The 25,832-nt window shown below is 73.5% G+C and carries 20 protein-coding genes; 7 read left to right on the plus strand and 13 right to left on the minus strand.

From position 1 onward, the window contains the following. Positions 1-52: 52 nt before the first annotated feature. On the plus strand, positions 53-1,333 hold the full coding sequence (locus tag ACOJVX_RS16925; RefSeq protein ID WP_422646917.1) for a cytochrome P450 family protein: 1,281 nt from the start codon (positions 53-55) through the stop codon (positions 1,331-1,333). 38 nt (positions 1,334-1,371) lie between these two features. Here the strand turns inward: ACOJVX_RS16925 and ACOJVX_RS16930 are convergent, their stop codons facing one another. The 3 genes from ACOJVX_RS16930 to ACOJVX_RS16940 all read right to left on the minus strand — a co-directional run bounded on the left by ACOJVX_RS16930 (position 1,372) and on the right by ACOJVX_RS16940 (position 4,995). After that, a complete protein-coding gene (locus ACOJVX_RS16930) occupies positions 1,372-2,031 on the minus strand; it encodes a TetR/AcrR family transcriptional regulator (RefSeq protein ID WP_051314071.1) in 660 nt (219 codons plus the stop codon). Between the two features lie 151 nt (positions 2,032-2,182). Further along, the gene (locus ACOJVX_RS16935; protein WP_422646918.1) at positions 2,183-3,391 is read right to left on the minus strand and encodes a cytochrome P450; all 1,209 of its coding nucleotides are present in this window, start codon (positions 3,389-3,391) and stop codon (positions 2,183-2,185) included. A gap of 242 nt (positions 3,392-3,633) precedes the next feature. After that, on the minus strand, positions 3,634-4,995 hold the full coding sequence (locus ACOJVX_RS16940; protein WP_030106976.1) for an amidohydrolase family protein: 1,362 nt from the start codon (positions 4,993-4,995) through the stop codon (positions 3,634-3,636). Between the two features lie 231 nt (positions 4,996-5,226). On the opposite strand from ACOJVX_RS16940, the gene ACOJVX_RS16945 reads away from it, so the two are divergent. Further along, complete coding sequence (locus tag ACOJVX_RS16945; protein WP_016696948.1) at positions 5,227-6,270, plus strand: NAD-dependent epimerase/dehydratase family protein; 1,044 nt, start codon at positions 5,227-5,229, stop codon at positions 6,268-6,270. 182 nt (positions 6,271-6,452) lie between these two features. Further along, complete coding sequence (locus ACOJVX_RS16950; protein WP_016696947.1) at positions 6,453-7,403, plus strand: phosphotransferase family protein; 951 nt, start codon at positions 6,453-6,455, stop codon at positions 7,401-7,403. A gap of 70 nt (positions 7,404-7,473) precedes the next feature. On the opposite strand, the gene ACOJVX_RS16955 is transcribed toward ACOJVX_RS16950, so the two are convergent. From ACOJVX_RS16955 to ACOJVX_RS16970, 4 genes are all read right to left on the minus strand, one after another. After that, positions 7,474-8,082: a DUF305 domain-containing protein gene (locus ACOJVX_RS16955; RefSeq protein WP_030106974.1), complete on the minus strand. Its 609-nt coding sequence runs from the start codon at positions 8,080-8,082 to the stop codon at positions 7,474-7,476. Between the two features lie 72 nt (positions 8,083-8,154). Beyond that, positions 8,155-8,553, minus strand: coding sequence for a DUF6153 family protein (locus ACOJVX_RS16960; protein ID WP_026420141.1), 399 nt, complete (start codon positions 8,551-8,553; stop codon positions 8,155-8,157). A 321-nt stretch (positions 8,554-8,874) separates the two neighbouring features. Then, positions 8,875-9,561, minus strand: a complete 687-nt coding sequence (locus ACOJVX_RS16965) for a DUF305 domain-containing protein (protein ID WP_081715640.1) — start codon at positions 9,559-9,561, stop codon at positions 8,875-8,877. Between the two features lie 218 nt (positions 9,562-9,779). Continuing rightward, positions 9,780-11,849: a heavy metal translocating P-type ATPase gene (locus ACOJVX_RS16970; protein WP_418155088.1), complete on the minus strand. Its 2,070-nt coding sequence runs from the start codon at positions 11,847-11,849 to the stop codon at positions 9,780-9,782. 246 nt (positions 11,850-12,095) lie between these two features. On the opposite strand from ACOJVX_RS16970, the gene ACOJVX_RS16975 reads away from it, so the two are divergent. Further along, positions 12,096-13,088 (plus strand): Gfo/Idh/MocA family protein, encoded by a 993-nt coding sequence (locus ACOJVX_RS16975; RefSeq protein ID WP_245588915.1) that lies wholly within the window; start codon positions 12,096-12,098, stop codon positions 13,086-13,088. A gap of 74 nt (positions 13,089-13,162) precedes the next feature. Here ACOJVX_RS16975 and ACOJVX_RS16980 read toward each other — a convergent pair whose 3' ends face one another. The 3 genes from ACOJVX_RS16980 to ACOJVX_RS16990 all read right to left on the minus strand — a co-directional run bounded on the left by ACOJVX_RS16980 (position 13,163) and on the right by ACOJVX_RS16990 (position 18,083). Next, positions 13,163-15,388 carry a WD40/YVTN/BNR-like repeat-containing protein gene (locus tag ACOJVX_RS16980; RefSeq protein WP_026420138.1) on the minus strand — a complete coding sequence of 742 codons (2,226 nt, stop codon included), beginning with the start codon at positions 15,386-15,388 and terminating at the stop codon, positions 13,163-13,165. Between the two features lie 767 nt (positions 15,389-16,155). Beyond that, positions 16,156-17,448, minus strand: a complete 1,293-nt coding sequence (locus tag ACOJVX_RS16985) for an MFS transporter (RefSeq protein WP_051712762.1) — start codon at positions 17,446-17,448, stop codon at positions 16,156-16,158. Positions 17,449-17,606: 158 nt separating this feature from the next. Beyond that, positions 17,607-18,083 (minus strand): DUF742 domain-containing protein, encoded by a 477-nt coding sequence (locus ACOJVX_RS16990; RefSeq protein ID WP_162147330.1) that lies wholly within the window; start codon positions 18,081-18,083, stop codon positions 17,607-17,609. Positions 18,084-18,786: 703 nt separating this feature from the next. Here ACOJVX_RS16990 and ACOJVX_RS16995 point away from each other — a divergent pair. Next, a complete protein-coding gene (locus ACOJVX_RS16995) occupies positions 18,787-19,608 on the plus strand; it encodes a hypothetical protein (RefSeq protein ID WP_422646919.1) in 822 nt (273 codons plus the stop codon). Between the two features lie 15 nt (positions 19,609-19,623). On the opposite strand, the gene ACOJVX_RS17000 is transcribed toward ACOJVX_RS16995, so the two are convergent. From ACOJVX_RS17000 to ACOJVX_RS17010, 3 genes are all read right to left on the minus strand, one after another. Beyond that, entirely contained in the window at positions 19,624-20,874 is a 1,251-nt protein-coding gene (locus ACOJVX_RS17000; protein WP_026420136.1) for an MAB_1171c family putative transporter, read from the minus strand. A 6-nt stretch (positions 20,875-20,880) separates the two neighbouring features. Next, the gene (locus ACOJVX_RS17005; RefSeq protein ID WP_155886233.1) at positions 20,881-21,468 is read right to left on the minus strand and encodes a hypothetical protein; all 588 of its coding nucleotides are present in this window, start codon (positions 21,466-21,468) and stop codon (positions 20,881-20,883) included. Positions 21,469-21,656: 188 nt separating this feature from the next. Then, the gene (locus ACOJVX_RS17010; RefSeq protein ID WP_422646920.1) at positions 21,657-21,860 is read right to left on the minus strand and encodes a hypothetical protein; all 204 of its coding nucleotides are present in this window, start codon (positions 21,858-21,860) and stop codon (positions 21,657-21,659) included. A gap of 371 nt (positions 21,861-22,231) precedes the next feature. Between ACOJVX_RS17010 and ACOJVX_RS17015 the strand changes: the two genes are divergently transcribed. Then, on the plus strand, positions 22,232-23,032 hold the full coding sequence (locus tag ACOJVX_RS17015) for a GGDEF domain-containing protein (RefSeq protein ID WP_422646921.1): 801 nt from the start codon (positions 22,232-22,234) through the stop codon (positions 23,030-23,032). A gap of 601 nt (positions 23,033-23,633) precedes the next feature. Beyond that, positions 23,634-25,811 (plus strand): alpha-galactosidase, encoded by a 2,178-nt coding sequence (locus tag ACOJVX_RS17020; protein WP_422646922.1) that lies wholly within the window; start codon positions 23,634-23,636, stop codon positions 25,809-25,811. The last annotated feature ends 21 nt before the right edge of the window (positions 25,812-25,832 follow it).

The raw sequence follows: 25,832 nt of genomic DNA on the forward strand, positions 1-25,832 counted from the left end.
TTCGGCTGGTGTGGCCGGGCAGGTCATCCCCCGAGAGTCCTCTGGAGACCACATGGGTCAGCACCTCGACGCTGTCACGCTCGATCCGACCGGGCGGGACGTGTACGCGGAGATCGAGAAGCTGCGGGGCCGGGGCCCGGCGGTCCCGGTCGTCCTGCCCGGTGCGGTACGGGCCTGGTCCGTGACCGGTCACGAGCACGTGCGTGCCCTGTTGGCCGACCCCCGTGTCTCCAAGGACCCGCACCAGCACTGGCGGGACTGGCGGGAAGGTCGAGTGCCCCGGGACTGGCCGCTGGCCAACTTCGTGTCGCTGCGGAACATGTTCACCGCCTACGGCCCCGAGCACGGGCGGCTGCGGCGGATCGTCAGCGCGGCCTTCCTGCCCCGTCGGGTCCAGGCGCTGCGCCCTCGGGTGGAGCAGGTCACGGCGGACCTGATCGTGCGCCTGGCCGCCAAACCCGCCTCCGAGGTGGTGGACCTGCGCGCGGAACTGGCCAGCCCGCTGCCGATCTCCGTGATCGCCCAGCTCTTCGGCCTGCGCCGCGCGGGCTGGACCACGTTGCGGGAGTGCGTGGACAACCTCTTCCAGACGACGGTGTCGTCCGAGCACGCCGCGCGGGACCGCGCGCGGCTCGACGCGTTGTTGCGGGAGATGGTCGAGGAGAAGCGCCGCGAACCCGCCGACGACCTCACCAGCACCCTGCTGCACGGCGCGCCGGCCGAGGGCGACCAGCCCCTCAGTGACGAGGAGCTGCACGACACCCTGTTGTTGATGCTCGGCGCCGGGTTCGAGACGACGCTCAACCTGGTGCACAACCTGGTGCTGGCGCTGTTGACCCACCCCGAGCAGCGGGAGTTGGTGCGGGTGGGGGTCGCGTCGTGGTCGGATGCGGTGGAGGAGGCGTTGCGGTGGGCACCACCGGTGCCGCACGTGCTGTTGCGGTACGCGGTGACCGACCTGGACGTGGGGGGCACCGTCATCCCGGAGGGGGACGCGATCATGGTGTCCTACGGCGGAGCGGGCCGTGACCCCGACCAGCACGGGGATCGTCCCGAGGTGTTCGACGTGCTCCGCCCCAGCCGTCGCGGGCACCTGTCGTTCGGGCACGGTGCCCACTTCTGCGTGGGTGCTCCGCTGGCCAGGATGGAAGCGGAGCTCGCGGTGTCCGCGTTGTTCGACAGGTTTCCCGGCATCGCGCTGGCCCAGCCGGCGGCGGCGCTCCCGCCGCTCGGGACGTTCCTGGTGAGCGGGCACGCGGCGTTGCCGGTGTTCCTGCACCCGGCGGGCGGCTTCGGCCGTCCGCTCCCGCCGCTCGGGCCCGTCCGCCCGTGACCCCGGCGGGCGGAAGCGCGGCCCAGGGGCCGTGACGGTCACCCCGCCTGGCCGGGACGGCCCGTTCCGAGTGCGCTGGCGGGCGGGTCGGCGGCACCCTGCGGTGTCCCCTCCGGGGTGGGTAGCGCGGTGCCTCCGGGACGGAGTCCGTCGAGGAGCAGGGCGAGGGAGCGGGCACGGTCCACTCCGGCGCCGTCCTGGTCGTGCGCGGTCGCCAGCGTCATCACCAGGATCGCGGCGAGGTCGCGGAGGACCGCGTCCGGTCGTACCTCCCCGGCGTGCTGCGCCGCCACCAGCACCGCGCGCAGGTCACCCAGGTGGTTCTCGACCAGGTCGAGGTCGATGGCCCCTCGGTCGCGGGCGGCGTGGACCAGCGCGGGGCGGGCGACGAGTCGTTCGACCGCCTCGACGATCGCCGCCCTCAGGGCCGGGCCGGGGTTGGAGGCGGTCGCCGCGACCGCCGCGAGCGGCCAGACCTCGTCGGCGAGGAGGACCCGGAACGCGGCGCGGACCAGTCCCCCGCGCCCGCCGAAGAGCCGGTACACGGTGGCGACGCCGACGCCGGCCCTGGCGGCCACGTCCTCCAGTCGGAGGTCGGTGGGCCCGCCGGCCGGCAGTTCGGAGAAGGCCGCGAGGGCGGCCCTGGAGATCCTCTCCCTGTTGCGCCGAGCGTCGGCGCGTCGGGGTGTCTCGCGCATCAGCGCATTCAACAGGACGGATGTCGCAGGGCGCGCCGCTCGGCGAGCACGGTCACCCGGGCCGGTCGCCGGTTCCGCCCGTCAGGGGCGTGGCGGACCGACGGCGGTCCCGGTCGGCTTGGAGGTCGTCCCGCCCCGGGGGGTCACGGGTTCACCAGGTGACGGGGAACCTGGCGAGCCCGTAGACGGCGTTGAACGACCGGAACTCCGCCCCGCCCGGGACCTCCCGCAGGGTGGGGAACCGCCGCAGCAGCGCGGGGAACGCGACCCGCATCTCCATCCGGGCCAACGGCGCCCCCAGGCAGTGGTGCACACCATGACCGAAGGCCAGGTGCCCCAGGCCACCCCGGGTGACGTCCAGACGGTCCGGGTCGTCGATCACCTCGGGATCGCGGTTGGCCATGGGCAGGCCGCAGAAGAGGACGTCACCGGCGCGAAGGCGCGCCCCGCCCAGCTCGGTGTCGGCGATGACCGCCTTGAGGGTTCCGGTGTGGACGATGCTCAACCACCGCAGCAGCTCCTCGACCGCCGCGTCCACCGCCCCCGGATCGTCCCGCATGATCGCCAACTGCTCGGGATGCCGCAACAACGCCAACGTCCCCAACCCCAGCATGTTCGACGTCGTCTCGTGCCCGGCGATGAGCAACAGATCAGCGATACCGGCCAGCTCCCCGGTACCCACGTCCTCACCGTGCTCACGCACCAACATGCCCAACAGGTCCTCACCCGGCTCACGCCGAGCCCGCAACACCAGCTCCCGCATGTACTCCCGCGACTCCAACTGGACCCGCACCCGCTCCTCCGGCGTGCTCGACACGTCCAGCAACTGACCGCTGCGCTCCTGGAACGCGTCCCGGTCGGCATAGGGCACACCCAGCAACTCGCAGATGACCAACGAGGGCACCGGCAACGCGAAGTCGCTGACCAGGTCCGCCGGCGAACCACCACGCTCCATCGCGTCCAGGTGATCGGCGACGATGTCCCGGACCCGGGGTTCCAGGAGCCGGATGCGGCGGGCGGTGAACGCCCCGGTCAGCATCCGCCGCAACCGCGTGTGGTCGGGCGGGTCCGCGGCCAGCAGGTTGCCCTCCAGGACCCGTTGGGTCGCCGTGTCGGAGATACCCGACCTGCCCGCGCTGTTGAGGACGTGCTGGGTGTTGCTGAACCGGGTGGGGTCCGACAGGACCTCCCGGACGTCCCGGTGCCGGGTGACCATCCAGGCGTCGAACCCGAAAGGCGTGTGGACGAGCTCGATCCCGTCCCGCTCGCGGATCTCCCGCATCTCCAGAGCGGGGGCGAACTCGTGCCGTCGGATGTGCAGCGGCAGTTCCGTGATGCGTCCGGGCGCTGTCTCACTCATGGGCGGCCTCCGTTCGGACCTGACCACGACCACCACCATGCTGGTAGCGGCCCGTCATTGATCACACAAGGTATCCGAACGACTACCGTCCATCACCGCGTGGTCGCGGCGAGCGGGGAGCGTCGCCGGGCCGATGCCGGCCGGTCCGGCGTGCCCCGCCGGGCACGCCGTTCCCTCGGGTGCTCCCGCCGGGGCACTCCCCACCCCACCGCGGGTGGGTGACGGTCCCGGGGGTCGCGCGCTCAGCCCGTCGCCGAGGAGGCGTGGCGCCCCCAGCGGGCGACCGCCTCGTCGACCTCCTCGTCACCGATCCCGACGAGGTGGCCATCCCGGACCAGGACCTCGCCGCCGACCACCGTGTGCCGCACGTCGGCGGCCGTCGCCGCGTAGACGACGGTGGAGTACGGGTCGTGCTCTGGCCGGGTGTGCGGCCGGTCGGTGCGCACGACGACCAGGTCGGCCAACTTCCCGGGCTCCAACGAGCCCAACCGGTCCTGCAACCCCAGGGCCCGGGCACCGCCCGCCGTGGCCATCCGCAGTACCGACCGCGCCCCCACCGCCGACGGGTCCCCGGTGTGGACGCTGTGCAGGAGCGCGCCGTACCGCATCACGTCGAACAGGTTCAGGCCCGTCGCGCAGGCGGAACCGTCGGTGCCCAGCCCCACGGGCACGCCTCGGGCGACGAGGTCGGGCACCCTCGCGATCCCGGCGGCGAGCTTCGCGTTGGACACCGGGCAGTGCGCCACCGACGCCCCCGAGTCGGCGACCAGGTCCAGTTCGGTGTCCGTCAGCCAGACGGCGTGGGCCAACACCGTGTCCGGACCGAGCAGGCCCAGATCCGCCAACAGCTCGACGGGCCGCCTCCCCGTCCGGTCGAGGACGGTGTCCACCTCGGTCTGGTTCTCCGCCGCGTGCACGTGGAGCAGTGCCCCGTGTTCCCTCGCCAGCGCCCCGACCGACCGCAGCTGCGCCTCGTCCAGGGTGTAGGTGCTGTGCGCGAAGACGCTCGGCCGGCCGAGCGCGTCCGGTTCCCGGCCGGCGAGCTCGGCGTCAGCGAGGCGGAGCCGTTCACCGAAGTCACTGATCCCGTCGGGCAGGTCCGGCACGTCCATGAAGGTCGGACCGGCGAGCAGGCGGAAACCCGCGCGCCGGGCGACACCGGCGGCGGCCTGGTGGAACCAGTACATGTCCAGGGCGGTGGTGGTGCCGCCCCGCAGCGACTCGGCGAGCGCGAGCAGCACCCCGGCGGCGACGTTGTCGGCCGTGAGCAGGCGCTGCTCCAGCGGGATCACCCTGGCGAGGAAGCCCTGGAGGTCGACGTCGTCGGCGGTGCCCCGCAACAGGGACATCGCCAGGTGGGTGTGGGTGTTCACCAGACCCGGTAAGACCACCGAGCCCGTCGCGTCGAGCACCGGCGCGTCCGGGTACCTGGCCCGCACGGCGGCGGCCTCCCCCACCTCCACCACCCGGCCCTCGCCGAGGGCGACGGCGCCGGCGGGCAGGACCGTGTCCTCGGCGTCCAGGGTGAGCACGACACCGCCGGAGACGACGAGGTCGACCGGGGTTGGCTGGCTGTGGTTGGCGGACGCGGGCGTCGGGTTCATGCGGTCAGCCTAGGTCAGCGGACCGAGGCTCCCGGTCGGTTCGGAGCGGGGGCCACGGGCCTGGTCTCGGCACGGGACCGGAGGTCGCCCGGTGCGGCGGGCCGCACGCGGGGGAACCGACGCCGGGAGAGCCCGGGGAGGGGAGCCGTTCCGGCACCGGTCTCCCCCAGGTGTTCACCCCCCGTGAACAGCCGTGCACACGGAACCGCACCGGCCCCTAGGCTTCTCGGCATGGCGAAACGAGCCGTCGTCCTCGGCAGTTCCGGCCAGATCGGACGAGCGGTGGTGCTCGGTCTGGTCCGCACCGGGTGGGAGGTGCGGACCGTCGACAGGGGTCGCCGTCCCGTGCCCTCGACCTGGGCCGAGCTGGGGGTGCGCCGAACCCTGCTGGACCGGGACGAGCCCGGCGCACTCCGCGCCGCCCTCGCCGCTCAGGGCGGCGCCGACGTGCTGGTGGACACCATCGCCTACGACGAGGCGCACGGCCGGGAGCTGTGCGCCCTGGCGGACCTGGTCGGTTCGGCCGTGGTGGTGTCGAGCGCGGCCGTCTACGTCGACGAGGCCGGCCGGAGCCTGTCCGGCGGGCTGACCGACTTCCCCCGTTTCCCGGTCCCCCTCCGGGAGGACCACCGGACGGTCGCACCGGGCGACTCCGGCTACGCGGCGCGGAAGGCGGCGCTGGAACGCGTGGTACTGCGCTGCGACGCGCTGCCGGTCACCGTGTTGCGGCCCGGTGCCGTGCACGGTCCCGGCTCGACCGCTCCCCGCGAGCTGTGGCCCCTGCTCCGCGCGGTCGACCGTCGTCCTGTCGTCGCGCTGGCCCACCGGGGAGCAGGCGTGTTCCACACCGCCAGCGCCCGGAACCTCGCCGAACTCGTCCGGCTCGCCGCCGCCCGTCCCGGGAGCAGGGTGCTCAACGCCGGCGATCCGCATCCTCCCTCCGTCCTCGACATCGTGCGGTGGGTGTGCCAGGCGGCCGGCCACGCACCGGAACTCCTCCTGTTGGACGGGCCGCCGTTGGGCGGCGGTGTCGGTGCCACCCCGTGGTCGGTCCCCCACGACGTGGTGTTGGACCTCGGCGCGGCCGAACGCGAGCTGTCCTACCGGCCGGTCACCACCTATGAGGACACGGTGCGCCCGGCGGTGCGCTGGTTGACCGAAGCGCTTGAGGGCAGGGGGTGGCGGGAGGCCTTCCCCGAGATCGTCCGGTTGTACGGGGACGGGTTCGCCGACTACGCCGCAGAGGACGCCGTCCTGGGCGGCGTCGGGACGTAGCCCGGCGGCCCCGGTCCCGCGCGCCGGACCGGGCCGGGACATCGGCGGCGGCCACAGCCCCGGGCCGGGTCGGGTCCGGGCCGACGACACGCACCGACGCGGGTCACCTCGGGTGCGCGGACGGGCCACCGGGCGGGGGAAACCGGTGGCGTTGAGGGTGACGCCGTTGGTACAAGGAACGGATGACTCCGCCTGCCACCGACGTCCCCCACCTGTTGGCCCGTCTCGGCCACCCGGGCGCGGAGCGGCTCGCCGGGGGGATGGAGGGGGAGGTCTGGCGCCTCACCGGCGACCTGGTGGCGAAGGTGTGGCGAGCCAGGACCCCGGAACAGCTCTCCCCCCTCGTGGCGTTCTCCCGGGAACTCGCCGACCAGGGGCTTCCCTTCGCCACCCCGTACGTCGAGGAGGTCCGGGAGGTCGACGGTGTCGTGCTCAGCCTGGAACGGCACCTGCCCGGGACGTCCCTGGCCGACATCGTCACCCGGGGCGAGGTGACCGGCGAGCGGGCGGTGGAGATCACCGTCGAGGTGGTGTCCGCACTGGCGTCGACGGTGGCCGGCCCGGCCAGCCGGGCGCTTCCGGTGTTCGGGGAACCGCGTCCCCTGTGGGCGGGACACCGGTCGTGGGGAGGCGCGCTCGCGGCGCTGGTGCGTCGTCGCGCCCCGGCGGGTCCCGCTGGCGGGCCGCTGGGTTCGGCGGTCGACGAGCTCGACCGCAAGATCGACGGGCTCCTCGTCCTGCTGGACAGGGTCCGGGTGGCGCGGCCCGCCGTGGTGCACGGGGACATCTGCCCGGAGAACATCCTCGTGGACCAGGCAGGATCGGTGACCGCGCTGCTGGACTGGGGTTTCGTCTCCACCGCCGGTGACAACGCCTTCGACGCCGCCACCGCCGCCGGGTTCCACGACATGTACGGGCCGGACGCCGGGGTGAAGCGGGAGCGGCTCGTCGACGCGGTCCACGCGGAGCTGGGCTACCCCGTCGAGCTGCTCCTCACCTACCTGGCCGCCTACGCGGTCACCGGTGCCACCGCCTACTCGTCGTCCGGAGCGGACGGCCACTTCGCCTGGTGCGCCCACATCCTCAACCAGGCGTCCGTCACCGACCTGCTGGTGGCCAACGCCCCGAGATGACCGGGCGGCCGGGGACCGGCGGTGCCCGGAGGACACCGCCCGGGTCCGCCCGTGCCGGTCACCTCGGCGGCTAGCCCTGCGGCAGCAGGGTCTGCATCTCGTCGATCTCGGCCTGTTGGGTGTTCAGGACGCGCTCGGCCAGCTCGGCGACCTCCGGGGACTCCCCCTCGTCGAGCACGGTCTGGGCGAGGTCCACCCCGCCCTGGTGGTTGATGAGCATCATCGACAGCCAGAGCTGGTCGAACTCGTCCCCCTCGGCCTCGGCGAGTCGACCGAGTTCGTCCTCGGACAGCAGTCCGTGGGGCGGCACGGCGGACGCGGACGGTGACGTGCTCCCGTCCCCGCCGGCACCGTCCTCGGGGACCTCCTCGTCCCATTCCTCCAGCCAGGAGGTCAGCTGGTCCAGCTCGGGCCGCTGGGTGCCCTCGATCCGGTCGGCGAGTTCCTGGATCTCGGCGTTCTCGGTGTGCTCAGGCGCCAGCTCCGCCATCTCCAGTGCCTGCCGTTGGTGGGGGACCATGTCCCGCGCGAACTCGATGTCGGCGGCGTTGGGGGCGGTGTCCCCACCGGTGGTGCCGGAACCGGTGTCCTGGCCGCCGTCGGAACAGCCGGTGAGGGCGAGGCCGACGGCGGCGGCGGCCGAGGTGAGGACGAGGCGGAGCGGGAAACGGGTGGTCACGGGCGTTCTCCTCGGGAGTGGCTGAGACGGGTGGACGCGACGACGCCGCGGCTGGCGGCCACGGCGCGACCGTCACAGCCGCAGCAGCCCCAGCCCGGCGAGCCGTAACGCGACGCGGGGGGCGCGGGTGACCTCGGGGAGTCGCCGGCGACGTTCCCGGTGCCGGCGGGTGGGGCGGAGTTCGACGAGGGGGCGGGGGCGGCGGGCCAGGGCGGCCAGCGCGAGGGCCAGCACCACCGCGACGCAGACGTGGAACAGGGAGTCCTCGGCCACCACGGGTGTCCCGGCGCACGACGAGCAGGCATCGGACCCGACCGCCCACTGCGGCGGGGCCGGCGAGGACGAGGACACGGCCACCGGGGACGGGGCGGTCGGTGTTGCGCGGCCCACCACGTGGTGGGCGCCGACGAGGCCGACGAGCAGGACGAGCAGGACCAGCCACCGGCCGTGCGCGCTCCTCCACCCGTTCATCCGCCCCAGGCTATCGGTTCACCGTGGGAAAACCCGGGGTCCGCGGCGTGTCCGTCGGGGGAGTACCCGGACAGGCAGTGCGGGCGGAGTGCCGTGGAGTCGGCGGAAGGCGGGGCTCGCCCGGGTGGTGGGAGCCGGTGCCCCGCGCCGTCGCCGCGCCGGGTGGTGCCCGCGCCCGGGTGTGCCCGCGAAGGCGAGCGCCCCCGGGTCACGCGGCCAGCCGGTGGCCGGCGGCGAACCCGAGGAGCGAACCCCCGGAACGCCGCAGGCCCGCCGTCCAGAGTGGACGACGGGCCGGCGGTGTGCGTGTTCGGGAGCGGCTCACAGCGGGAGCGCGCGGAGCTCCTCGATCTCTCCCGGGTTCCGGTCGAGCACCCGCTGCGCGAGTTCCCGCAGCTCCCGGGCGGGAGCCTCGTCGAGCATGATCCGGGCCTTCTCCAACGCGATCTCGTGGCTGGCCACGAGCGAGTCCCGCCAGAACCGGTCGAACTCCGGGCCCTGGAGCTGTTCCAGCCGCTGGACCCTCGGCCACGGGCTCTCCTCGGGCCCCTCACCCTCCCCCTCGGCGTCGGACGGGTCGGCCTCGGGCTCGGTCTCCACCACCTGCTCCGCCGGGGACAGTTCCTCGTCACCGGGCAACGCGGGCGGGTCGTCCAGCGGTTCGAGGGGTGGCCACTGGCCCGTCATGTAGGAGAAGCCGACGAAGCGGTCCTTCAGCCGGGTGTGCTCGATGGCCGTGCGGTCCGCGTACTCCCGCAGCGCCGGCGAGGTGAGGCGCGCGTTCTCCTCGCCTCGGGCATCGAACAGGGCGACGGTGCGCTCGTAGTGGGCGACCATGTCGTGGGCGAGCGCGATGTCCTCCTCCGTGTAGGACGGTTCGGAGGTGAACTCCAACTGGGGGCCGGCTGGCTCGGGATCGCTGTTGATCTCGTGGGAGGTGCAGCCGGCCAGCGCCGCGGCGGTCACCGCCGCGAGCAGCGCGGCCTTGGTCCACGGCCTCACAGTCATGGTCAGGGTTCCTCGTCGTGTCAGCAGGGACGGGGCGCGCGGTGACCGGCCTGCGCCGCAGGACGGTGCCCGACCGGTGGGAGGGGGAGGACCGTCGGCGGCCGGGCGGTGGGGAACGCGCACGATGGTGGTTCCATCCGCCCGGGATCCTACTGAAGGGGGCCACCGCGCCCGGCTGGCCGTGGGCCAACGCCGTCGACGCTCCCAACCCCACCCGCTCACCCGGACGGGCGTAGTCGGACGCGGCGCAGGAGCTGTGCGTTCAGGGCCACGACGATGGTGGACAGGCTCATCACGACCGCCCCGACGGCCGGGGGCAGCACGAAACCGACGGGGGCGAGCACGCCGGCGGCGAGGGGAACCGAGACCAGGTTGTAACCAGTCGCCCACGCGAGGTTCTGCCACATCTTGCGGTAGGTGGCGGCCGAGAGCCGCCGGACGGCCAGCACACCGCGCGGGTCGTCGGAGGCCAGGACCACGCCGGCCGACTCGATCGCCACATCCGTGCCGGCACCGATCGCGATCCCGACGTCCGCCCTGGCCAGGGCGGGGGCGTCGTTCACCCCGTCGCCCACCATCACGACCCGGTGCCCTTCGTCCCGGAGCCGGGTGATGGCGGCGTCCTTGTCCTCGGGCAGCACCTCCGCGATGACCTCGTCGACACCCACCTCGCGCCCCACGGCCTCCGCGACGTGCCGCGCGTCCCCGGTGATCATGAGCACGGCGAGCCCTTCGGCGCGGAGCCCGCGCACGGCCTCGGTGGACTCCGGGCGCACGGTGTCGGCGAGCCCGACCGCCCCGACCACCTCACCGTCCCGCACGACGTGGAGCACGGCCGCGCCCCGCTCGGCCCACCTCCCGGTGGCGGGTTCGAGCCGCTCGGGCACGCGGAGTCCCAGCTGGCGGAGGAGGGCCGGGCCGCCGACGGCGATGTCGACGCCTCCGACGCGTGCCGTCACGCCCCGACCCGTCAGGGAGCGGAAGTCCGCGGCCGGTTCGAGCTCGCCGCGCTCCCGCGCGGCGGCGACCAGCGCGCGGGCCAGCGGGTGTTCCGACTCGGCTTCGGCCGACGCCGCGAGCAGCAGGACGCGTTCGGCGTCACCGTCGACGGCCTCCACCCCCACCAGGGAGGGCTGTCCGGTCGTGAGGGTCCCGGTCTTGTCGAGGACGACCGTGTCGACGGTCCGCATCCGTTCGAGGGCGAGCCGACTGGTGACCAGGATCCCGGCCCTGGCGGCCAGGGAGGTGGAGATCGCGACGACGAGGGGGATCGCGAGCCCCAACGCGTGGGGGCAGGCGATGACGAGCACCGTCACGGTGCGCTCCACACCCGAGGTCGTCTCGCCGAGGAGGGACCACACGGCGAAGGTCAGCAGGCCGACCACCAGCGCGAAGTAGAACAGGGCGGCCGCGGCGCGGTCCGCCAGGGCCTGCGCCCGGGAACTCGAGCTCTGCGCCTCGGCGACGAGCCGGCGGATGCCGGCCAGTGTCGTCTGGTCGCCGACGGCGGTGAGGTGGACGCGCAACGCGGAGTCGGTGGCGACGGTGCCCGCGACGACCGGGTCTCCCTCCTCCCGGGTGACCGGCTGCGACTCGCCGGTCACCATCGACTCGTCCACCTCGGCGCTCCCCGCGACGACGGTGCCGTCGGCCGGGACCCGCCCGCCGGACCTGACGAGGACGACGTCCCCCACCCGCAGCTCGGGGAGCGGGACTGGGCGGGGCTCCCCGTCGTCGCCGAGCAACTCCGCCTCGTCGGGCAGCAGCTCGGCCAGTGCCTCCAGCGCCCCACTGGCCTGCCCCAGGGCCCGCATCTCCAGCCAGTGCCCGAGGAGCATGATCACGATCAGCAGCGCCAGCTCCCACCAGAAGTCCAGGTCCCACCCGCCGAACCCGAGGGTGGTGAGTGCGCTGGCGACGAACGCGACGGAGATGGCCAGGGCGACCAGCGTCATCATCCCGGGTCTCCGGGCCCGCAGCTCGGTGGCGGCACCGGCGAGGAACGGCCAACCGCCGTACCCGAAGAGCACCGTTCCCAGGACGGGGGCCACCCACGCCACCGGGTCGGCGACGGGGTAGCCGAACCAGTCGGAGATCATCCGGCTGGTCAGCACCACCGGGACGGCGAGGACGAGGCTGACCCAGAAACGTCGGCGGAAGACCGAGGCGTGATCCGCGTGGCCGTGATCCGCGTGGCCGTGATCCGCGTGGCCGTGATCCGCCTGTTCCGCGTGGTCCTCGTGGCCGCCGCCGGGCGCGCCCTCGTCGCCGCTCGCGCGGCGCGTCACCCCGACTCCCGTCCCGCGCGGACCGGGGGCCGCGTGCTGTCCGGCATGCGGATCGCCGTCCTTCTCACTCCGGGCTCGTTCCGGGCGGGGTGTCCCGCTCCGGGTTCCCCCAGTGTCGGGCCGTCCCCTGGTGCCGTCGACCCGAACCCGGCCGCCCCTCCCCACCTCGGAAGTGACGGAAGAGGACGGCGGAATCCGGTCAGTCCACACCCACCCGTGTGACAGTCCCGCGTAGTCTCACTGATCGTGACTGTGGAACCGGACAGGCCGCTGAACTGGGGGATCGTCGCGACGGGTGGCATCGCCGGCACCGTCGTGGAGGATCTGGCCCGGCTGCCGGACGCGATCCCGCACGCCGTCTCCTCGCGTCGCCTCGAGCGGGCGGAGGAGTTCGCCGCCCGGCACGGCGTGCGACGCGCCTACGGCGACTACCGCGAGCTGCTCGACGACCCGGACGTGGACGTGGTCTACGTCGCCACGCCCCACGGCCAACACCACGAGATCAGCAGGGACGCCCTGCTGGCTGGCAAGCACGTGCTGTGCGAGAAGGCCTTCACGGTGACGGTGGCCGAGGCCGAGGAGCTGACCTCGCTGGCCCGCGCCCGGGGGCTGTTCCTCATGGAAGCGATGTGGACCCGCTTCAACCCGTTGATCCGCCGGCTCGGCGCGCTGCTCGCGGACGGCGCGGTCGGCGACGTCCGCTCGGTGCGGGCGGACTTCGGGTTCGCCGTGCCCTACGACCCGGCCGCCCGGCTGTGGGACCCGGCGCAGGGCGGCGGTGCCCTGCTGGACCTCGGGGTCTACCCCGTGTCGTTCGCGCACCTCGTGCTGGGCGAACCCACCGACCTCACCGTTCGGGGGAGCCTCGCCGCGAACGGGGTGGACGCGGAGGCGGGTCTGCTGCTGGGCTACCCGGACGGCAGGTACGCGTCCCTGGGCTGCACGCTGCTCGCGCACCAGACGGCGCGGGCGTCGGTGGTCGGGACGGCCGGCCGGCTCGAACTCGCCGACCCCTTCTTCAACCCGAGCGCGTTGACCCTCGTCAACCCGGGCCGGGACCCGGAGGTGTTCGAGCACCCGATCGAGGGCCGGGGCTACGGGCACCAGCTCCGCGAGGTCCACCGGGCGGTGCGCGCCGGGGAGGTGGAGAGCCCGTCGATGCGCCACGAGGAGTCCGTGGCGGTGATGCGCACGCTCGTCGGCGCGCTGCGCGGCCTCGGTGCGGTGACCGCCAGCTGAGGACGGCGCTCCCGAGCCGGTGAGGGTTCCGGGAGGTCGGTGGGCGGACGGGGTGGTCCGCCCACCGAGCGCGCTCAGCCGCCGATCGGATCGGCGTAGAGGATGCCCCGGCCGTTGGTCCCGAGGTAGACGCGGCCGTGCCGGTCCGGGTCCCCGGTGATGGTCTGGCCGATCCAACCGTACTGGTGGTCGTCGTCGTTGACCCGGACCCAGGTCGCGCCGGCGTCGTCCGACCGGAAGACGCCGCGCACGCCGTCGACGACACCGGTCACGAACACCGCCGGGGCCGTCGCCCCGGGGGCGGGCGCCCCGAACCCCACGGTGTGCGCCTCGTCGAGGACCTGGACGTAGCTCTCCCCCGAGTCCGTGGACCGGAGGAGCCCGCCCCAGCCGGCGGCGAGCCATACCTCGCCGGCGACGCCGGGCACCGCCTTCCACTGCGCCTGTCCGGTGGCGGGGACGTCGTCGTTGACCAGGGCGAAACTCGCCCCGCCGTCGTCGCTGCGGTAGTGGGCGCCCTCCTCCGGGTCGACGGCGTGGAACACGGCGGCATCCACCCGGTCGGAGCGCACCGCCAGACCGTCGGGCAGCCCCGAGGACGGGGTCCAGCTCCGGCCCAGGTCGGTGGTGCGGTGGGCGACGCCGTCCTCCGGGGTCCACACCACCGCGTCGCCGTTCGCCGACACCGCGATCGTGCCGCCGCCCGAGACGGTGGGGGGCTGGGTCGGGAACGGCTGCCAGCTGTCGCCCGCGTCGGTGGAGTAGGCCGCCCAGGGGCCGTCACCGGTCCCGGCCCGGACGACGGTGGCCGGGTCGTGCTCGGCGTGGTCGAGGCTGGTCGTGTTGCCCAGGATGGGGTTCTGGTGCATCCCGGCCGGCGGGCTGGTGGTGAGGTCGTGGTGGGTGAAACCGCCGATGTCACCGAGGCCGCTGATCAGCGGTCCGTCGGGGAGGCTGACCAGGTCGAGCACCGCCGTCTCCTCCAGACCCTCGGCCCGGACCGACCAGTCCGTCGCCGCTCCGGTGTCAGCGGGGGTGACGTCGTCGGTGCCGAAGATGGTGGCTCCGGTGACGTAGCGGACGCTGCCCGGGTCGAAGGGATCGATCTCCAGGTCCCCGATCATCCAGCCGAGCTTCGGGGTGTCTCCCCAGTCGAGGAACGGCGACACCGAGGTGTCGAGGTTCTGCCCCTCCTGGATGGACACCCAGTTCTGGCCGCCGTCGGTGGTGCGGAAGATGTCGTCGACCGGTCCCCAACGCCCCATCGTCGCGACCATCAGCGTGCCGGGGTCGGTGGGGTCGACGGCCAGGCCGCCGTAGCCGAACCCGGCCTCCTCGCCCTCGTTGGGCCGCAGCGGGGTGATGTCGGTCCACGTCCCGGCCCCCGGGTCGTGGGTGTGCACGGCACCGTCGTACATCTCGTAGGGACCGGGCAGGTCGCCGTAGCTGACGTGGAGCGCTCCGGTGGTGGACAGCGCCGCCTGGTGCGGGATCAGGCCGGTGGGCTGCCCGGGGACCGGTTCCCAGGTCCGGCCGGCGTCGTCGCTCCGGTGGAGCGGGGCGTCCTCCCCGGAGACGGAGGCGTACACCACGGGTGTGGGGTCGCCGGTCTCTCCGCTGGCGGGATCGAACAGGACGGGCCCCACCCCGATGCCGGCCTGGCCCGTGGAGGGGAGGCCGTCGACCACGGCCCAGGTCGCTCCCTGGTCGGTGCTGCGCCAGAGCCCGTCGTCCCGCGTCCCGAGCAGGAGGACGTCGTCGTCGTTGGGGTCCACCACCAGCCGTTCACCGATCGAGCGTCCCGGTTCGTTGCCGCCCAGCCGGAAGGGCAGGTCCACCCGGTCCCAGGTCTCCCCTCGGTCGGAGGACCGGAGGATCGCGCCGGTGGAGGCCCATTCCTGGCTGTAGGCGCCGGCGGCGAGGTAGACCCGGTCCGGGTCGGAGGGGTCGAGGGCGATGCTGTCGATGCCGAGCAGGTTGTAGTCGTCCCACCCGATCCAGTCGGTCAGCGGCAGCCACCGCTCCGTCCCGGTGTCCCACCGGTAGGCACCGCCGATGTCGGTGCGCGCGTAGGCCAGGCCGGGCTCCGTCGGGTGGTACTCGATGCCCGTCACGAAACCCCCGCCCACGATCTCCACGTTGCGCCAGTCGTGGGCCTGCTCGTGGGCCAGGACGGCCGGGGACGGGTCGGCGGTGGCGCGCGGCACGTCGGGACTCGCTCCGGCGACGGCGGGGCCGGCTCCACCCGCGGTCGCCGCCGCGAGGACGGCGGCGAAGGCAGGCAGGATGCGTGGTCGCATTCCCAGTTCTCCTCACGTCGAGGCTGTCGTTTCCGCTGCGCGCCCATTCCCCCGAGCAGCCAGCCTCACCCGGGACGAAAGCGGAAGTCAAGGTTTTCCCGGCCTTTCCGGACCACCGGCACGCGTTCGACCGGAGTCGTCGAAATCGTTTCGACACCCCTCGTTCGAGTCCTCCTCGGCGAACTCCGATCGCGCCGCCGCGAAACTCGAGGCGCATCACGGCGGAATCTCGTACGAATCCCCCGAGGAGATCCCGCTTTCCCGATGAGTGTCCCGATACGCCGTCCGGCGGGTCGGGGTTGGCTCGGCACCCGGGGCAGCCAGGGACATAATGCCTGGTCACGGGATCAGTACCGGCCGGAGATTCGGCGTCCCCGCTTCGCGGGCACCCCCTCGGGCCGAGGGCGGCGATGGTCCGCGAGAACCCGATCGAGCCGCCTCCTCCGCACCGGGGAACTGACACCCGAATCCGCACCACCCCGTTCCCGAGCGCACCGACCTGGTGCCCCGGGAAACTCGACAATCCGGTGTGCGTTCGATTCTCGTGCCAGCCTTCGGTCGAATCGACACGATTGTCGACGGAACCCCCCGAACGGCGCGCGGTCCTTTCCAGGCCGAAACCCGGGCCGAGGCCGGCGATCGGGCGGTCCCTCCGGTGGTTGCCCCGTCGGCGGGGGGCCACCCGTCCGCCGCGAGTCGGGTGGGGAGGACGCTCCAGCGTCCAGCCGCTCCCCGGTTCCCAGCCCACTCGGCTTCCGCGCGAGGCGTCAGGTTCCGCTCCCGGTCCGGGTGGGGGCCGCCCGGTCGTCGCCGACCGGCGAGAGCGTCGGTTCGAGTGCGACGCCGGCCGCCGGGTCCGTGCCGAGGCCCCGGACCGAGCGGGAGGCCAGCAACGAGAGCACGGCCCCGCCCGCGAGCACGGTGCCGACCAGCAGCACCGGCGGCTCCCCGAAGCGGAGCGCGAGGTAGCCGCCGGCGAGCTGTCCGAACGGGACCGCCACCCTGGACACCAGCATGTCGTAGGAGATGACCCTGGACAGCACGCCCGAGGGCACGTTGCGCTGGAGGGAGGTCTCCCAGCAGACGATGAAGATCCCGCCACCGACGCCGGCCAGGACCGCCGCGGGCAGGAGCACGGCCGGGTGCGGCGCGACCACGACCGCCAGGTACATCGGTACGAAGGTCAGGTGCAGGAGCAGCCCGGTGGCCAGCGGGCGCCGAGGTCCCCAGTACAGCATCACCACGGTGCCCACGACCACGCCGGCGGCCTGGGCTCCGAGGGTGGCCCCCCACCACGCGCGTCCGACCGTGTCGTCCGCGATGCTCGCGCCCAGGGTGAGCCACGCTCCGGCCGTGACAGCGTGGACCAGGGAGAACACCGAGACGACCTGCCACAGCCACGGCCGGGAGGCGAACTCGGTCCAGCCGTGCCGCAGGTCGGCCACGATGCGCCCACCGCGCTCGCTCACCCGCTTGGGGAGGCGCATGAGCGCGAAGAAGAGAGCCGCGAGGAGCATGCACCCGGCGTCGAAGGCGAGGACCCAGCCCGGCCCGAGCACGGCGACCAGCGCCCCACCTCCGGATGCCCCGATCACGGTGATCCCGCCCCTGCTGAAGCCGACCAGCGCGTTGGCGCGTTGCCAGAGCGTCGAGGGCAGGAGCTGGGGCACCATCCCGTTGGTGGCGGGCAGCGCGAACGCGGCCGCGATGCCGTTGACGGCCTCGATGGCCACCAGCTGACCGACCTCGCCCGTTCCCGTGATCACGAGGGCCGCCGCCGCGCCCTGGGTCAGGGCGGAGACGAGGCAACCGACGAGGAGCACGAGGTGGCGCGGCAGCCGGTCGGCCACCACACCACCGACGAGAAGGAACAGCAACAGGGGGATGCTGCGCCCGGCCAGGACCAGCCCGACATCCGCCGTGCTCCCGGTCAGGTCGAGTACCGCGAAGGTGAGGGCGACGGGAGCGATGGCCTCACCGAGCAGCAGGACGGACCGGCCGGTGAAGTAGTTGCGGAAGGGGCGATAGGACAGCGGGGCGAGCGCGCTGTTCGAGGTCATGGGCGTTCAGCCTGCTCCACCCACCACCAGATGGGCAAGCGCTTTCCCCCACCTGGTCGGCGCTGACGGCGTCCCGCCACCCGCCACCGGCCCCCGACCACGAACGACGGGTCCGGCCGTTGCCTGATGTGGCCGTTCCCCAGAGCGGGGGGCCGGGATCACAGCCGGCGCAGTCCGTCGAGAACCCGGAGCATCAGGTGGGTGTCCGGGCGACCGGTCAGGGCGGCGGCCGGGTGCACGACGATGCTGCCCGTCTCCGCCATGTCCCCGAGGAGGACCTTCGCGACCCCCAGGGGGACGGCGAGCCGCGCGGCGACCTCGGCCACCGAGAGGGGCTCCGAGCAGAGCTGGATTATGCCGCGGTACTCCCGGGTGAGGCCGTGCCGGCGCAGCGACTCATCCCGGTCGCTCACCGACACCAGCGTCTCCACCCGCAGGTCCTCCCGCGCGCGCGTCCGTCCCCGCGTCCAGGCGTAGGGGCGGACGAGGGATGAGGACTCGCCCCCGGTCGCCTCCGGATCCACGGACCAGTCGGTCGAGGGCCAGGCCGGCTCGTCCTCGCCGGAGGTCCCCGTCGGGCCCGACCGACCATGGTGCAGGGCCTCGAAGGAGACGACCAGGTCCCCGGTGTCCACGACGTCACGTCGCGGTCCCCCTGGCTCCCGCCGGCGGTCCGTCGCCGCGAACCTCGCGCCCGTGGTTCCGACCGGGTCGCCGGAAGGGAACGGAGGGTCATCCCGCTCCTCCTCCACCGGCGGTGGGGCTCCACCGAAGCGCGCCCCGGTTCGCCCGAGAACACCGCGTCGCCGATCACTCTCCGTGCCATGAGGAACGTCGGGGGTCGTCCGATCGGCGTGGGATCGCTGGCGCCGGGGACCTCCGAACCGCGCGCCCGTACGACCGACGCGGTCCTCCCCCGTTCGCTCCGCCGGCTCCTCCGGCGGACGTGTCCGATCAACCACCGACTCCACCCCTCGCCTGCCGGGAAACGTCGCGTCGGGTGCACCGGAGGACGCGCTGATCGTGCCGAGGAGAAATGGACGCCGTCCTCCGGTACTCACCGTAGTACCGAGACGGACGCCCGCATTACCGCCAACTGCCGGTCGCGTCGTGGGCGGATGAACCATGCGGAGTCGACACCGGACCAACACACCGGGGTCAATTGCGAAACAAATTCACAATGCACGAATCCGCGTCCCTCGGCCCTTCCCGTTCTTCCCCGCCGACTCGCCGGACCGCCGGACCGCCCGACCCCGCCGGCCGAATGCGCGAGCCACCTCCCGCGTCGCACCGGGAAACCGCGTTGCTCCCCGGACGCGGGTCGGCGAGGATCCCCCGGTGCTCGAGTTGACTCCCGAACGGTTCGCCGCGCTGGCCCGTTCCGCGCCGTGGCGCTGGGACCACCTGACCTTCACGGTGTGGTGGCCAGGTCGGGCGCCGGCGGTCCGGGCCTGGACGAGCCGCCGGGGCGCGCTGCGGGTGGAGACACCGGACGGACGACCGCTGCTGGTGAGTCCCGGCCCACGCCCACCGCGAAGCGACGGGATGGCGCCCGCCCCCGGTCGGTTCCCCCGCCGCCCGCCCGCCCGCTACCGCGACGGGGGAGGGACGTCGCCGACCTGGGGAGGGGGCTCGGATCGGGGGGACCCGGTCAGCCACCACCCGCCGGAACTGGACGAGGACGGGCTCGTGCGCCGCCGACCGCCGCTGGGCCGTGGTGACCTCGACGCACCGATGTACCAGGACTACCGCTGGGTGGCGATGCTCGATCCGGTGGAACTGGCGGACGGCACCGATCCGGACACCGGTGGCTGGGCGCCGGCCACCGCGGTGCGCGGTCTCGCCGTCGTCGAGCACCACGGCCGGACCGCGTGGGAGGCGGTGCTCACCCCGACGGGGGACTACGACCCCCGCTGTTCGTGCTGCCCACTGCTGTTCTCGCCGGAGTCGGAACGGATCGAGGCCGAAGCCGGGGCGCCGCCACCCGACCGGGGCCCCGGTTTCCGCCACGCGGAGGCCCACCGGGTCCGGCTCGACGTCGCCACCGGCGTCTGCGTGTTCACCGAGGAGATCGGGGGCAGCGACCCCGGCCCCCGCCACGACCTCCGGATCGAGGAGGTCGACGTCCCGCCGCGAACCACCTCCCGGCGCCCCCGCTGATCCGGACGGGGTACCTCAGACGGGCGCGGCCGTCCGCTGGTAGCGCTCGGCGATGTGGGCGGTCAGCGGGGAGCGGAAGGCGTGGGACACCCGCTGCCACCAGGCGATGTTCTCGGACAGGGTGTGGTGGGAGTCCATCGGTCTCGCCCGTTCGCCCTCGGGGAGCACGGGGTGGTCGCCCTCCGCGCGGCGCAGGGCGACCGCGATCATCACCGCCTCGCTGATGGCCGCCGCCTGGTGGGGGTCACCCGTCTCGGCGTGCGCCCGCTCGTAGGCGTCGGACCGGATCTGGTCCGAGAGGTGACCGTGCAGGTACACCAGGACGTCCCAGCACTCGATGACCCGGTGGTACAGGCGGAGGGAGAGGTTCCCCAGCGAGACGCGGTCCCAGAGGCGTCCCACCGAGGCGGGCAGGTAGCGGAGGACGAAGGGTTGGGGCATCGCCAGGACGACCTCCGGTCGCACCCGGGTGAGGGCCATCCACAGGGGGCCGAGCCGTCCGTAGGCGGCGCGGTGCCGGCCGAGGCGGACCGCCGCCGGCAGGCCGGTGGCGATGAGCGGCATCGCCAGGCCGGCGAACAGCAGGGCGGCGCAGCAGACGATGAGCGCCCACTCCACCTGGTACTGGTCGTAGGTGGGCTGCCACCCGCCCAGGACCAGGGCGAGGAACACGACCTTGTGCGCGAGGTAGCTGATGCCGACGACGCAGCCGAGCGCGATCAGCCGGAGCCCCCTGGCGGTCCACGGCCGGTCGCTGTGCCGGGCCCACATCCAGGCGAGCGCGGCGATCGAGGCGCCGGAGAGCCCGACGTAGAGGGCGTAGAGGATCATGGCGGCGGCGCTCCAGGGCGCCTCGGTCCACTCCGAGCGCATGGCGGCCGCGACGTCCGCGTCGCCCGCCAGCAGTCCCAGGACCCAGCGCGTCGCGATCACCCCGACGAGGATCACGGCGTGCACGCTGATCCGCCGGGCCCGTGGGCGCCCCGGTTCCCACACCCAGCAGAGGAAGGCGGCGCGGAGGCAGAACAACGAGGTGAGCACGGCGGTGTGCTTGAGCGCGTAGGCGGCGGACAGCCCCAGCACCTCGTCCAGCCAGGGCGAGACCGCCGCGGACTCCATGATGAGCGCGGCGCCCATCGCGACGAGGAAACCGCACATCGCGCGGATCGCGGACCGGTTCGTACCGGGCCGGCGTAAGTGCAGCAGTTTCAGCACGCTGGCGGCCACCGCGAGCCCGATCACCGCCAACTGGACGACATCCCGCATCGTCGATCATCTCCTTCGCTGACCGTGCTCGAACGCGGCGGTCATCCTGCTCAGCGGATCCGTGACGAGGGCCCTCGGTGCCCCCGCCGCCTCCCAGATGGTGTAGGCGAGGGTCTCGGCCTCCAGTTCGGCCTGGTCCGGGTAGTGGTCGCGGTGCAGCACCCGGGCCGGCACCTCCTCCGGCGGGTCCCCCTCGCGGCGATCCGGTGGTCTGGTGGTGGCGGCGCCGCCGGCCTCGGCCGTCGGCCGGGTGGGACCTCCCGGTGGTGACAGGCCGGGCAGGGGAACGCCTCGGTGGTCGAGCAGCATGTGGGCGAGCTCGTGCAGGACGGTGTTCTCCTGGTGGAGCGGGCTGGAGGTGGCGTCGAAGACGACGATGTCCGCGTCGGGCTCACGTACCCACAGGCCGGAGGCGATGGAGCGGTAGGAACTCATCGTGCGCGGCACGAGTCGGATGGGGCGCCCCCGGCGTTCGGCGACGTGCTCGGTGAACTCCCGGAGGTCCCAGGGGTCGGGGATCGTCAGCGTGGCGACCGCCTCGTTGGCCAGCCGCAGTGCTCGCGCCAGGTTCAACCGGGGTGGACGGCGCCTCATCGCGGCCGATGGTCGCCGGTCTCGCCGGGCGGGTGTTCCTCCGCGTGGAGGTCGTTGATGAGCTGGAGCACCGCCTCCTGGCGTTCCGGGCTGAGGTCGGCGAACCTCCCCATCACCTCGACCTCGAGGGACGTGGGAGGCGCGTCGAAGTAGACGGGGCTGACGCCGAAGAAACGCGCGAGGCTGTTCTACAATTCGCGGCCGGGATTCCCGTGGGTGCCGTTGACCAGGTTCTGGAGTGTGCCGTGGGAAATCGTCACGCCGTCGGAACGCATTTGGCGGGTGAGGGCGCGGATGCTGAGCTTGGGCTGTCCGGTGCGCTCTTTGTAGTCGTCGATGAGCCGGTTCAGGGCTTCGGCGATGGACCAGGACCCGCTGTCACCGACCGTCATTGCGACTCCCACGAAGCATCCCCCGATCGGGCGATACGCTCCGTGACTGAAATCCTTGACAGCCCATACTGGCGCTCCCTATCGTCGGGGGTAGTGTTAAGAATACTAGTCAGCATTCGGAGAGCAGAGTAGAGCAGCAGGGCCGTGAGTCGCATCCACTCCCCCCGACCGGGGGTAACGGTGTCGGGGAATGGATACGCCTGTCCGGGCGACAACTTGAGATGGACGACGCGGCCGGTATTCGCGTGAACGCGAGCGGGGAACTCGTACGCCGCCCAGCAGGGGGTCTCCGGAACGCAGGGCAGGGTGCCGGGAGGGGCAGGCATGATCAGGTGCAGGGGCGAGTTGACGGCGCACCCGGGCGGTGCGCGGTGACCTGGGTGATGGCGGCGCTGATCACCGGGGGTTGGATCATGTGGGCACTGCACGCCGCCGTGCTCCAACAGCGGATCCGGGGGCTCGAACGGCGCAACCGCGCGCTGTTGGAGGCCGTCGAGGCGGGTAGGCGTTGCGAGCGGACCAGGGTCTGGAACCGGGCCGCGTGGGGCAACGAGGCGAGGCCCCTCCTGGAGGAGTGCCCTGACCCGGCCGTGCTCTTCGTCGACCTCGACCAGTTCAAGCAGGTCAACGACACCTGGGGCCACTCGGCGGGAGATGCCGTCCTGGCGGTGCAGGCGGAACGGATCACCGCGACGCTCGGGCCCGCCGCCGTCGTCGGCCGGTTCGCCGGCGACGAGTTCGTGGCGGCCCTCCCGGAGTTGGCCGATCCCTCGGTGTTGGACAGGTTGGTCGAGGCGCTCGCCGAGCCCATCCAGCTCGCCGACGGCGGCTGGTTGGCGCCCAGTGCCTCGATCGGCGTCGCCGAGGTGTCCCAGATCCGGCGGGTGACGCGGACCCAGCCCAGCCTCCCCCAGTGGGTCGGTGCGGCGGATGCCGCGCTGTACCAGGCGAAGCTCTTACGCGGGCGGTGGGTCAGGTACGAACCCTGGATGCGCACCGCCCAGGTGCCCCGGCAGCAGACCCCCCCGTCAGTACCGACCGGCGCTGACCAGCGCTCCCCGCATGGTGATGCCGGTGCGAACGGCCTCCGCCCAGAGCTGAGCTCGCCTCCGGCCCGCAGGTGTCCGCGCACTCGACCGCTCCTCGGGCCCGTCGTGCGGGACCAGGGCTGATCTCCCCCGTGGCCATCCCGGACGACGACGAGCACCGGCCACCTCCTCGGAGCACCCGTACTCCGAGCGGAGCCCTCGGCCACCCGTGACGGGTGCGGGACCGCGCGAGCGCGTGGCGCCGCCCTCTCCTTCGCCGGCCGACCACGACGCGGCGGGCAGGACACCCGGCCCGGGTGGACCAACCCACCGCGTCGAGCGACCCGCCGGTGCGACGGGCGCTCACCGCCCCGGTTCGCGGCGCCGGCGGTCACGCTCCTCCCGCTGGCCCCGAACCCCGTGCCGTTCCGACCGGGCGGGGCTGCCGGGCCCGTGACCCGGCAGCGCCCGGCGTCGCCTCCCCACCCACCTCGTGCCGGCCGGCGATTCGGACGCGCTTCCGCTCCACCTCCGCCACCGCGGCGGCCCGCCGCCTCCCACTCGCGCACCGCTGGCCGGACCCCGAGGCCGAGGGCCAGGCGGAGGACAGCGATCGGACAACGGTGACCAACACCCGGTCGTCGCCTTGTGCCTGGCTCCACCCCGGTGGTTGCCTTGATCGTCGACCGGTGCGCCCGCGACCGCACGCGGGGGCCGCCCACCGACCCGGGAGCCGAACGCAACCATGACGGACGGGATCATCGCGCTTCGCGCGGCGGGAACCGCGCTCGTGCTCGACGTGCCGGCGTCCGGGACGCCCCGGGTGCTGCACTGGGGAGCCGACCTCGGCGAGGTCGACGCCGAACTGGGCGCCGCCCTGCGCACGGGCGTCGAACAACCCGCGCCACCCAGCTCGGTGGATTTCCCCCGCTGGTTCCCGCTGCTGGCCGGGGAGGCCGACGGCTGGTCCGGGCGGCCCGCGCTCGCCGGCCACCGCGAGGGCGCCGTCTCGCATCCCCGGTGGACGGTCCACGAGGTCGACCTCGACCACCCCTCGGACGGCCACCCCGCCAGCGGGTCCGGTGGGGAACTCACCGTCAGGGCCTCCGACGAGCGTTCCGGGCTCGCCGTCACCGTCACGCTGCGGATGGAGGCGGGTGGGCTGGTCAGGACCCGCCACCGGGTGACCAACACCGGGACCGGCGCGTGGACGGTGGGAGGGCTGGTCAGCGCTCTCCCACTGCCGGACGAGGCGACGGAACTCCTCGACCTGACCGGCCGGTGGTGTCGGGAACGCAGCCCCCAGCGGCGCCCCCTGGTGGAGGGTTCATGGGCGCGGGAGAGCCGACGGGGGCGGACCGGGCACGACGCTCCCCTGCTGCTCGTCGCCGGCCAGACCGGGTTCGGGTTCCGGCACGGCGAGGTGTGGGGCGTCCACGTCGCCTGGAGCGGCGACCAGACACACCTGGCCGAACGACTGCCGGAACGGGCCGGGCAGGCCTCGGCCACGCTGGGCGGCGGTGAGCTGCTCCGCCCCGGGGAGGTCCGCCTCGCACCCGGGGAGACCCACACCACGCCGTGGGTGTGCTTCTCCTGGTCCGACCGGGGCCTGGACGGCCTGTCGGCCCGGCTCCACGGCTGGCTGCGCTCCCGCCGGCATCACCCCCGCACCCCCCGCCCCCTGGTGCTGAACACCTGGGAGGCCGTCTACTTCGACCACGACGTCGACACGTTGCGCGAACTGGCCTCGGTCGCGGCCTCGGTCGGGGTCGAACGCTTCGTCCTCGACGACGGCTGGTTCCTCGGGCGCCGCCACGAGCGCGCCGGCCTCGGCGACTGGCACGTCGACCCCGGGAAGTACCCGGACGGTCTGCACCCCGTCTTCGACCACGTGCGCGAGCTGGGCATGGAGGTGGGCCTGTGGGTCGAACCCGAGATGGTCAACCCCGACTCGGACCTCTACCGCGCCCACCCGGACTGGGTGCTGGCGGCGGAAGGGCGGTTACCGCTCCCCTGGCGCCACCAGCACGTCCTCGACCTGTCCCGACCCGAGGTCGCCGACCACCTCTTCGAACGCCTGACGGCGCTGGTCACCGAGTACCGGATCGACTACCTCAAGTGGGACCACAACCGCGACCTGCTGGAAGCCGTCCACGGACCGACGGGGCGCGCGGGCGTCCACGGCCAGACCCTGGGCGTCTACCGGTTGCTGGACAGGCTGCGGGAACGGCATCCTCGGCTGGAGATCGAGTCCTGCTCGTCCGGCGGGGCCCGCGTGGACCTGGGAGTGCTGGAGCGGACCGACCGCGTGTGGGCCTCGGACACCAACGACCCCGTCGAGCGTCAGGTCATCCAGCGCTGGACCGAGGTCCTCCTCCCTCCCGAGCTCGTGGGCAGCCACGTCGGCGGCCCCACCTCGCACACCACGGGACGGGTGACGGACCTGCGGTTCCGCCTGCTCACCAGCCTCGGCGCGCACGCAGGCATCGAATGGAACCTCGTCGGGCGGGACGAGGCCGAACTGGACGCGATCCGGGCCTGGGCCGCCCTGTACCGGGAACTGCGGGGGCTGCTGCACGGAGGTCGCGTCGTCCACGTGGACCACCCCGACCCGGAGGCCCTGGTCCGGGGCGTCGTGGCGCCGGACAGCCGGGAGGCCGTCTTCTCCTACGCCCGGTTGGGGACCTCCACGGGGGCGGTACCCGGGCGGGTCCGGCTACCCGGCCTGGACCCCGACCACCGGTACCTGGTGCGGTTGCGCACCGAGGTCGGCGAACCCACCTCGGGGTCCGCCGTCGCGCTGCCCCGGTGGATCGAGGAAGGCGGGGTGGTGTTCACCGGACGGGCCCTGGACGCGGTCGGGCTGCAACTGCCCGTCCTCCACCCCGCGCACGGGCTGCTCCTGCACCTCCGGGCGGCGTGACCCTGGTCGGCGGTCGTCCGG

This window comes from Actinoalloteichus caeruleus, assembly GCF_049311605.1.
Lineage (GTDB): Bacteria > Actinomycetota > Actinomycetes > Mycobacteriales > Pseudonocardiaceae > Actinoalloteichus_B > Actinoalloteichus_B caeruleus.

Coding starts and splice junctions, on each gene's coding strand:
- ACOJVX_RS16925 (WP_422646917.1), top strand. CDS start 53: ATGGGTCAGCACCTCGACGCTGTCACGCTCGATCCGACCGGGCGGGAC.
- ACOJVX_RS16930 (WP_051314071.1), bottom strand. CDS start 2,031: ATGCGCGAGACACCCCGACGCGCCGACGCTCGGCGCAACAGGGAGAGG.
- ACOJVX_RS16935 (WP_422646918.1), bottom strand. CDS start 3,391: ATGAGTGAGACAGCGCCCGGACGCATCACGGAACTGCCGCTGCACATC.
- ACOJVX_RS16940 (WP_030106976.1), bottom strand. CDS start 4,995: ATGAACCCGACGCCCGCGTCCGCCAACCACAGCCAGCCAACCCCGGTC.
- ACOJVX_RS16945 (WP_016696948.1), top strand. CDS start 5,227: ATGGCGAAACGAGCCGTCGTCCTCGGCAGTTCCGGCCAGATCGGACGA.
- ACOJVX_RS16950 (WP_016696947.1), top strand. CDS start 6,453: ATGACTCCGCCTGCCACCGACGTCCCCCACCTGTTGGCCCGTCTCGGC.
- ACOJVX_RS16960 (WP_026420141.1), bottom strand. CDS start 8,553: ATGAACGGGTGGAGGAGCGCGCACGGCCGGTGGCTGGTCCTGCTCGTC.
- ACOJVX_RS16965 (WP_081715640.1), bottom strand. CDS start 9,561: ATGACTGTGAGGCCGTGGACCAAGGCCGCGCTGCTCGCGGCGGTGACC.
- ACOJVX_RS16980 (WP_026420138.1), bottom strand. CDS start 15,388: ATGCGACCACGCATCCTGCCTGCCTTCGCCGCCGTCCTCGCGGCGGCG.
- ACOJVX_RS16985 (WP_051712762.1), bottom strand. CDS start 17,448: ATGACCTCGAACAGCGCGCTCGCCCCGCTGTCCTATCGCCCCTTCCGC.
- ACOJVX_RS17000 (WP_026420136.1), bottom strand. CDS start 20,874: ATGCGGGATGTCGTCCAGTTGGCGGTGATCGGGCTCGCGGTGGCCGCC.
- ACOJVX_RS17005 (WP_155886233.1), bottom strand. CDS start 21,468: ATGAGGCGCCGTCCACCCCGGTTGAACCTGGCGCGAGCACTGCGGCTG.
- ACOJVX_RS17010 (WP_422646920.1), bottom strand. CDS start 21,860: ATGACGGTCGGTGACAGCGGGTCCTGGTCCATCGCCGAAGCCCTGAAC.
- ACOJVX_RS17020 (WP_422646922.1), top strand. CDS start 23,634: ATGACGGACGGGATCATCGCGCTTCGCGCGGCGGGAACCGCGCTCGTG.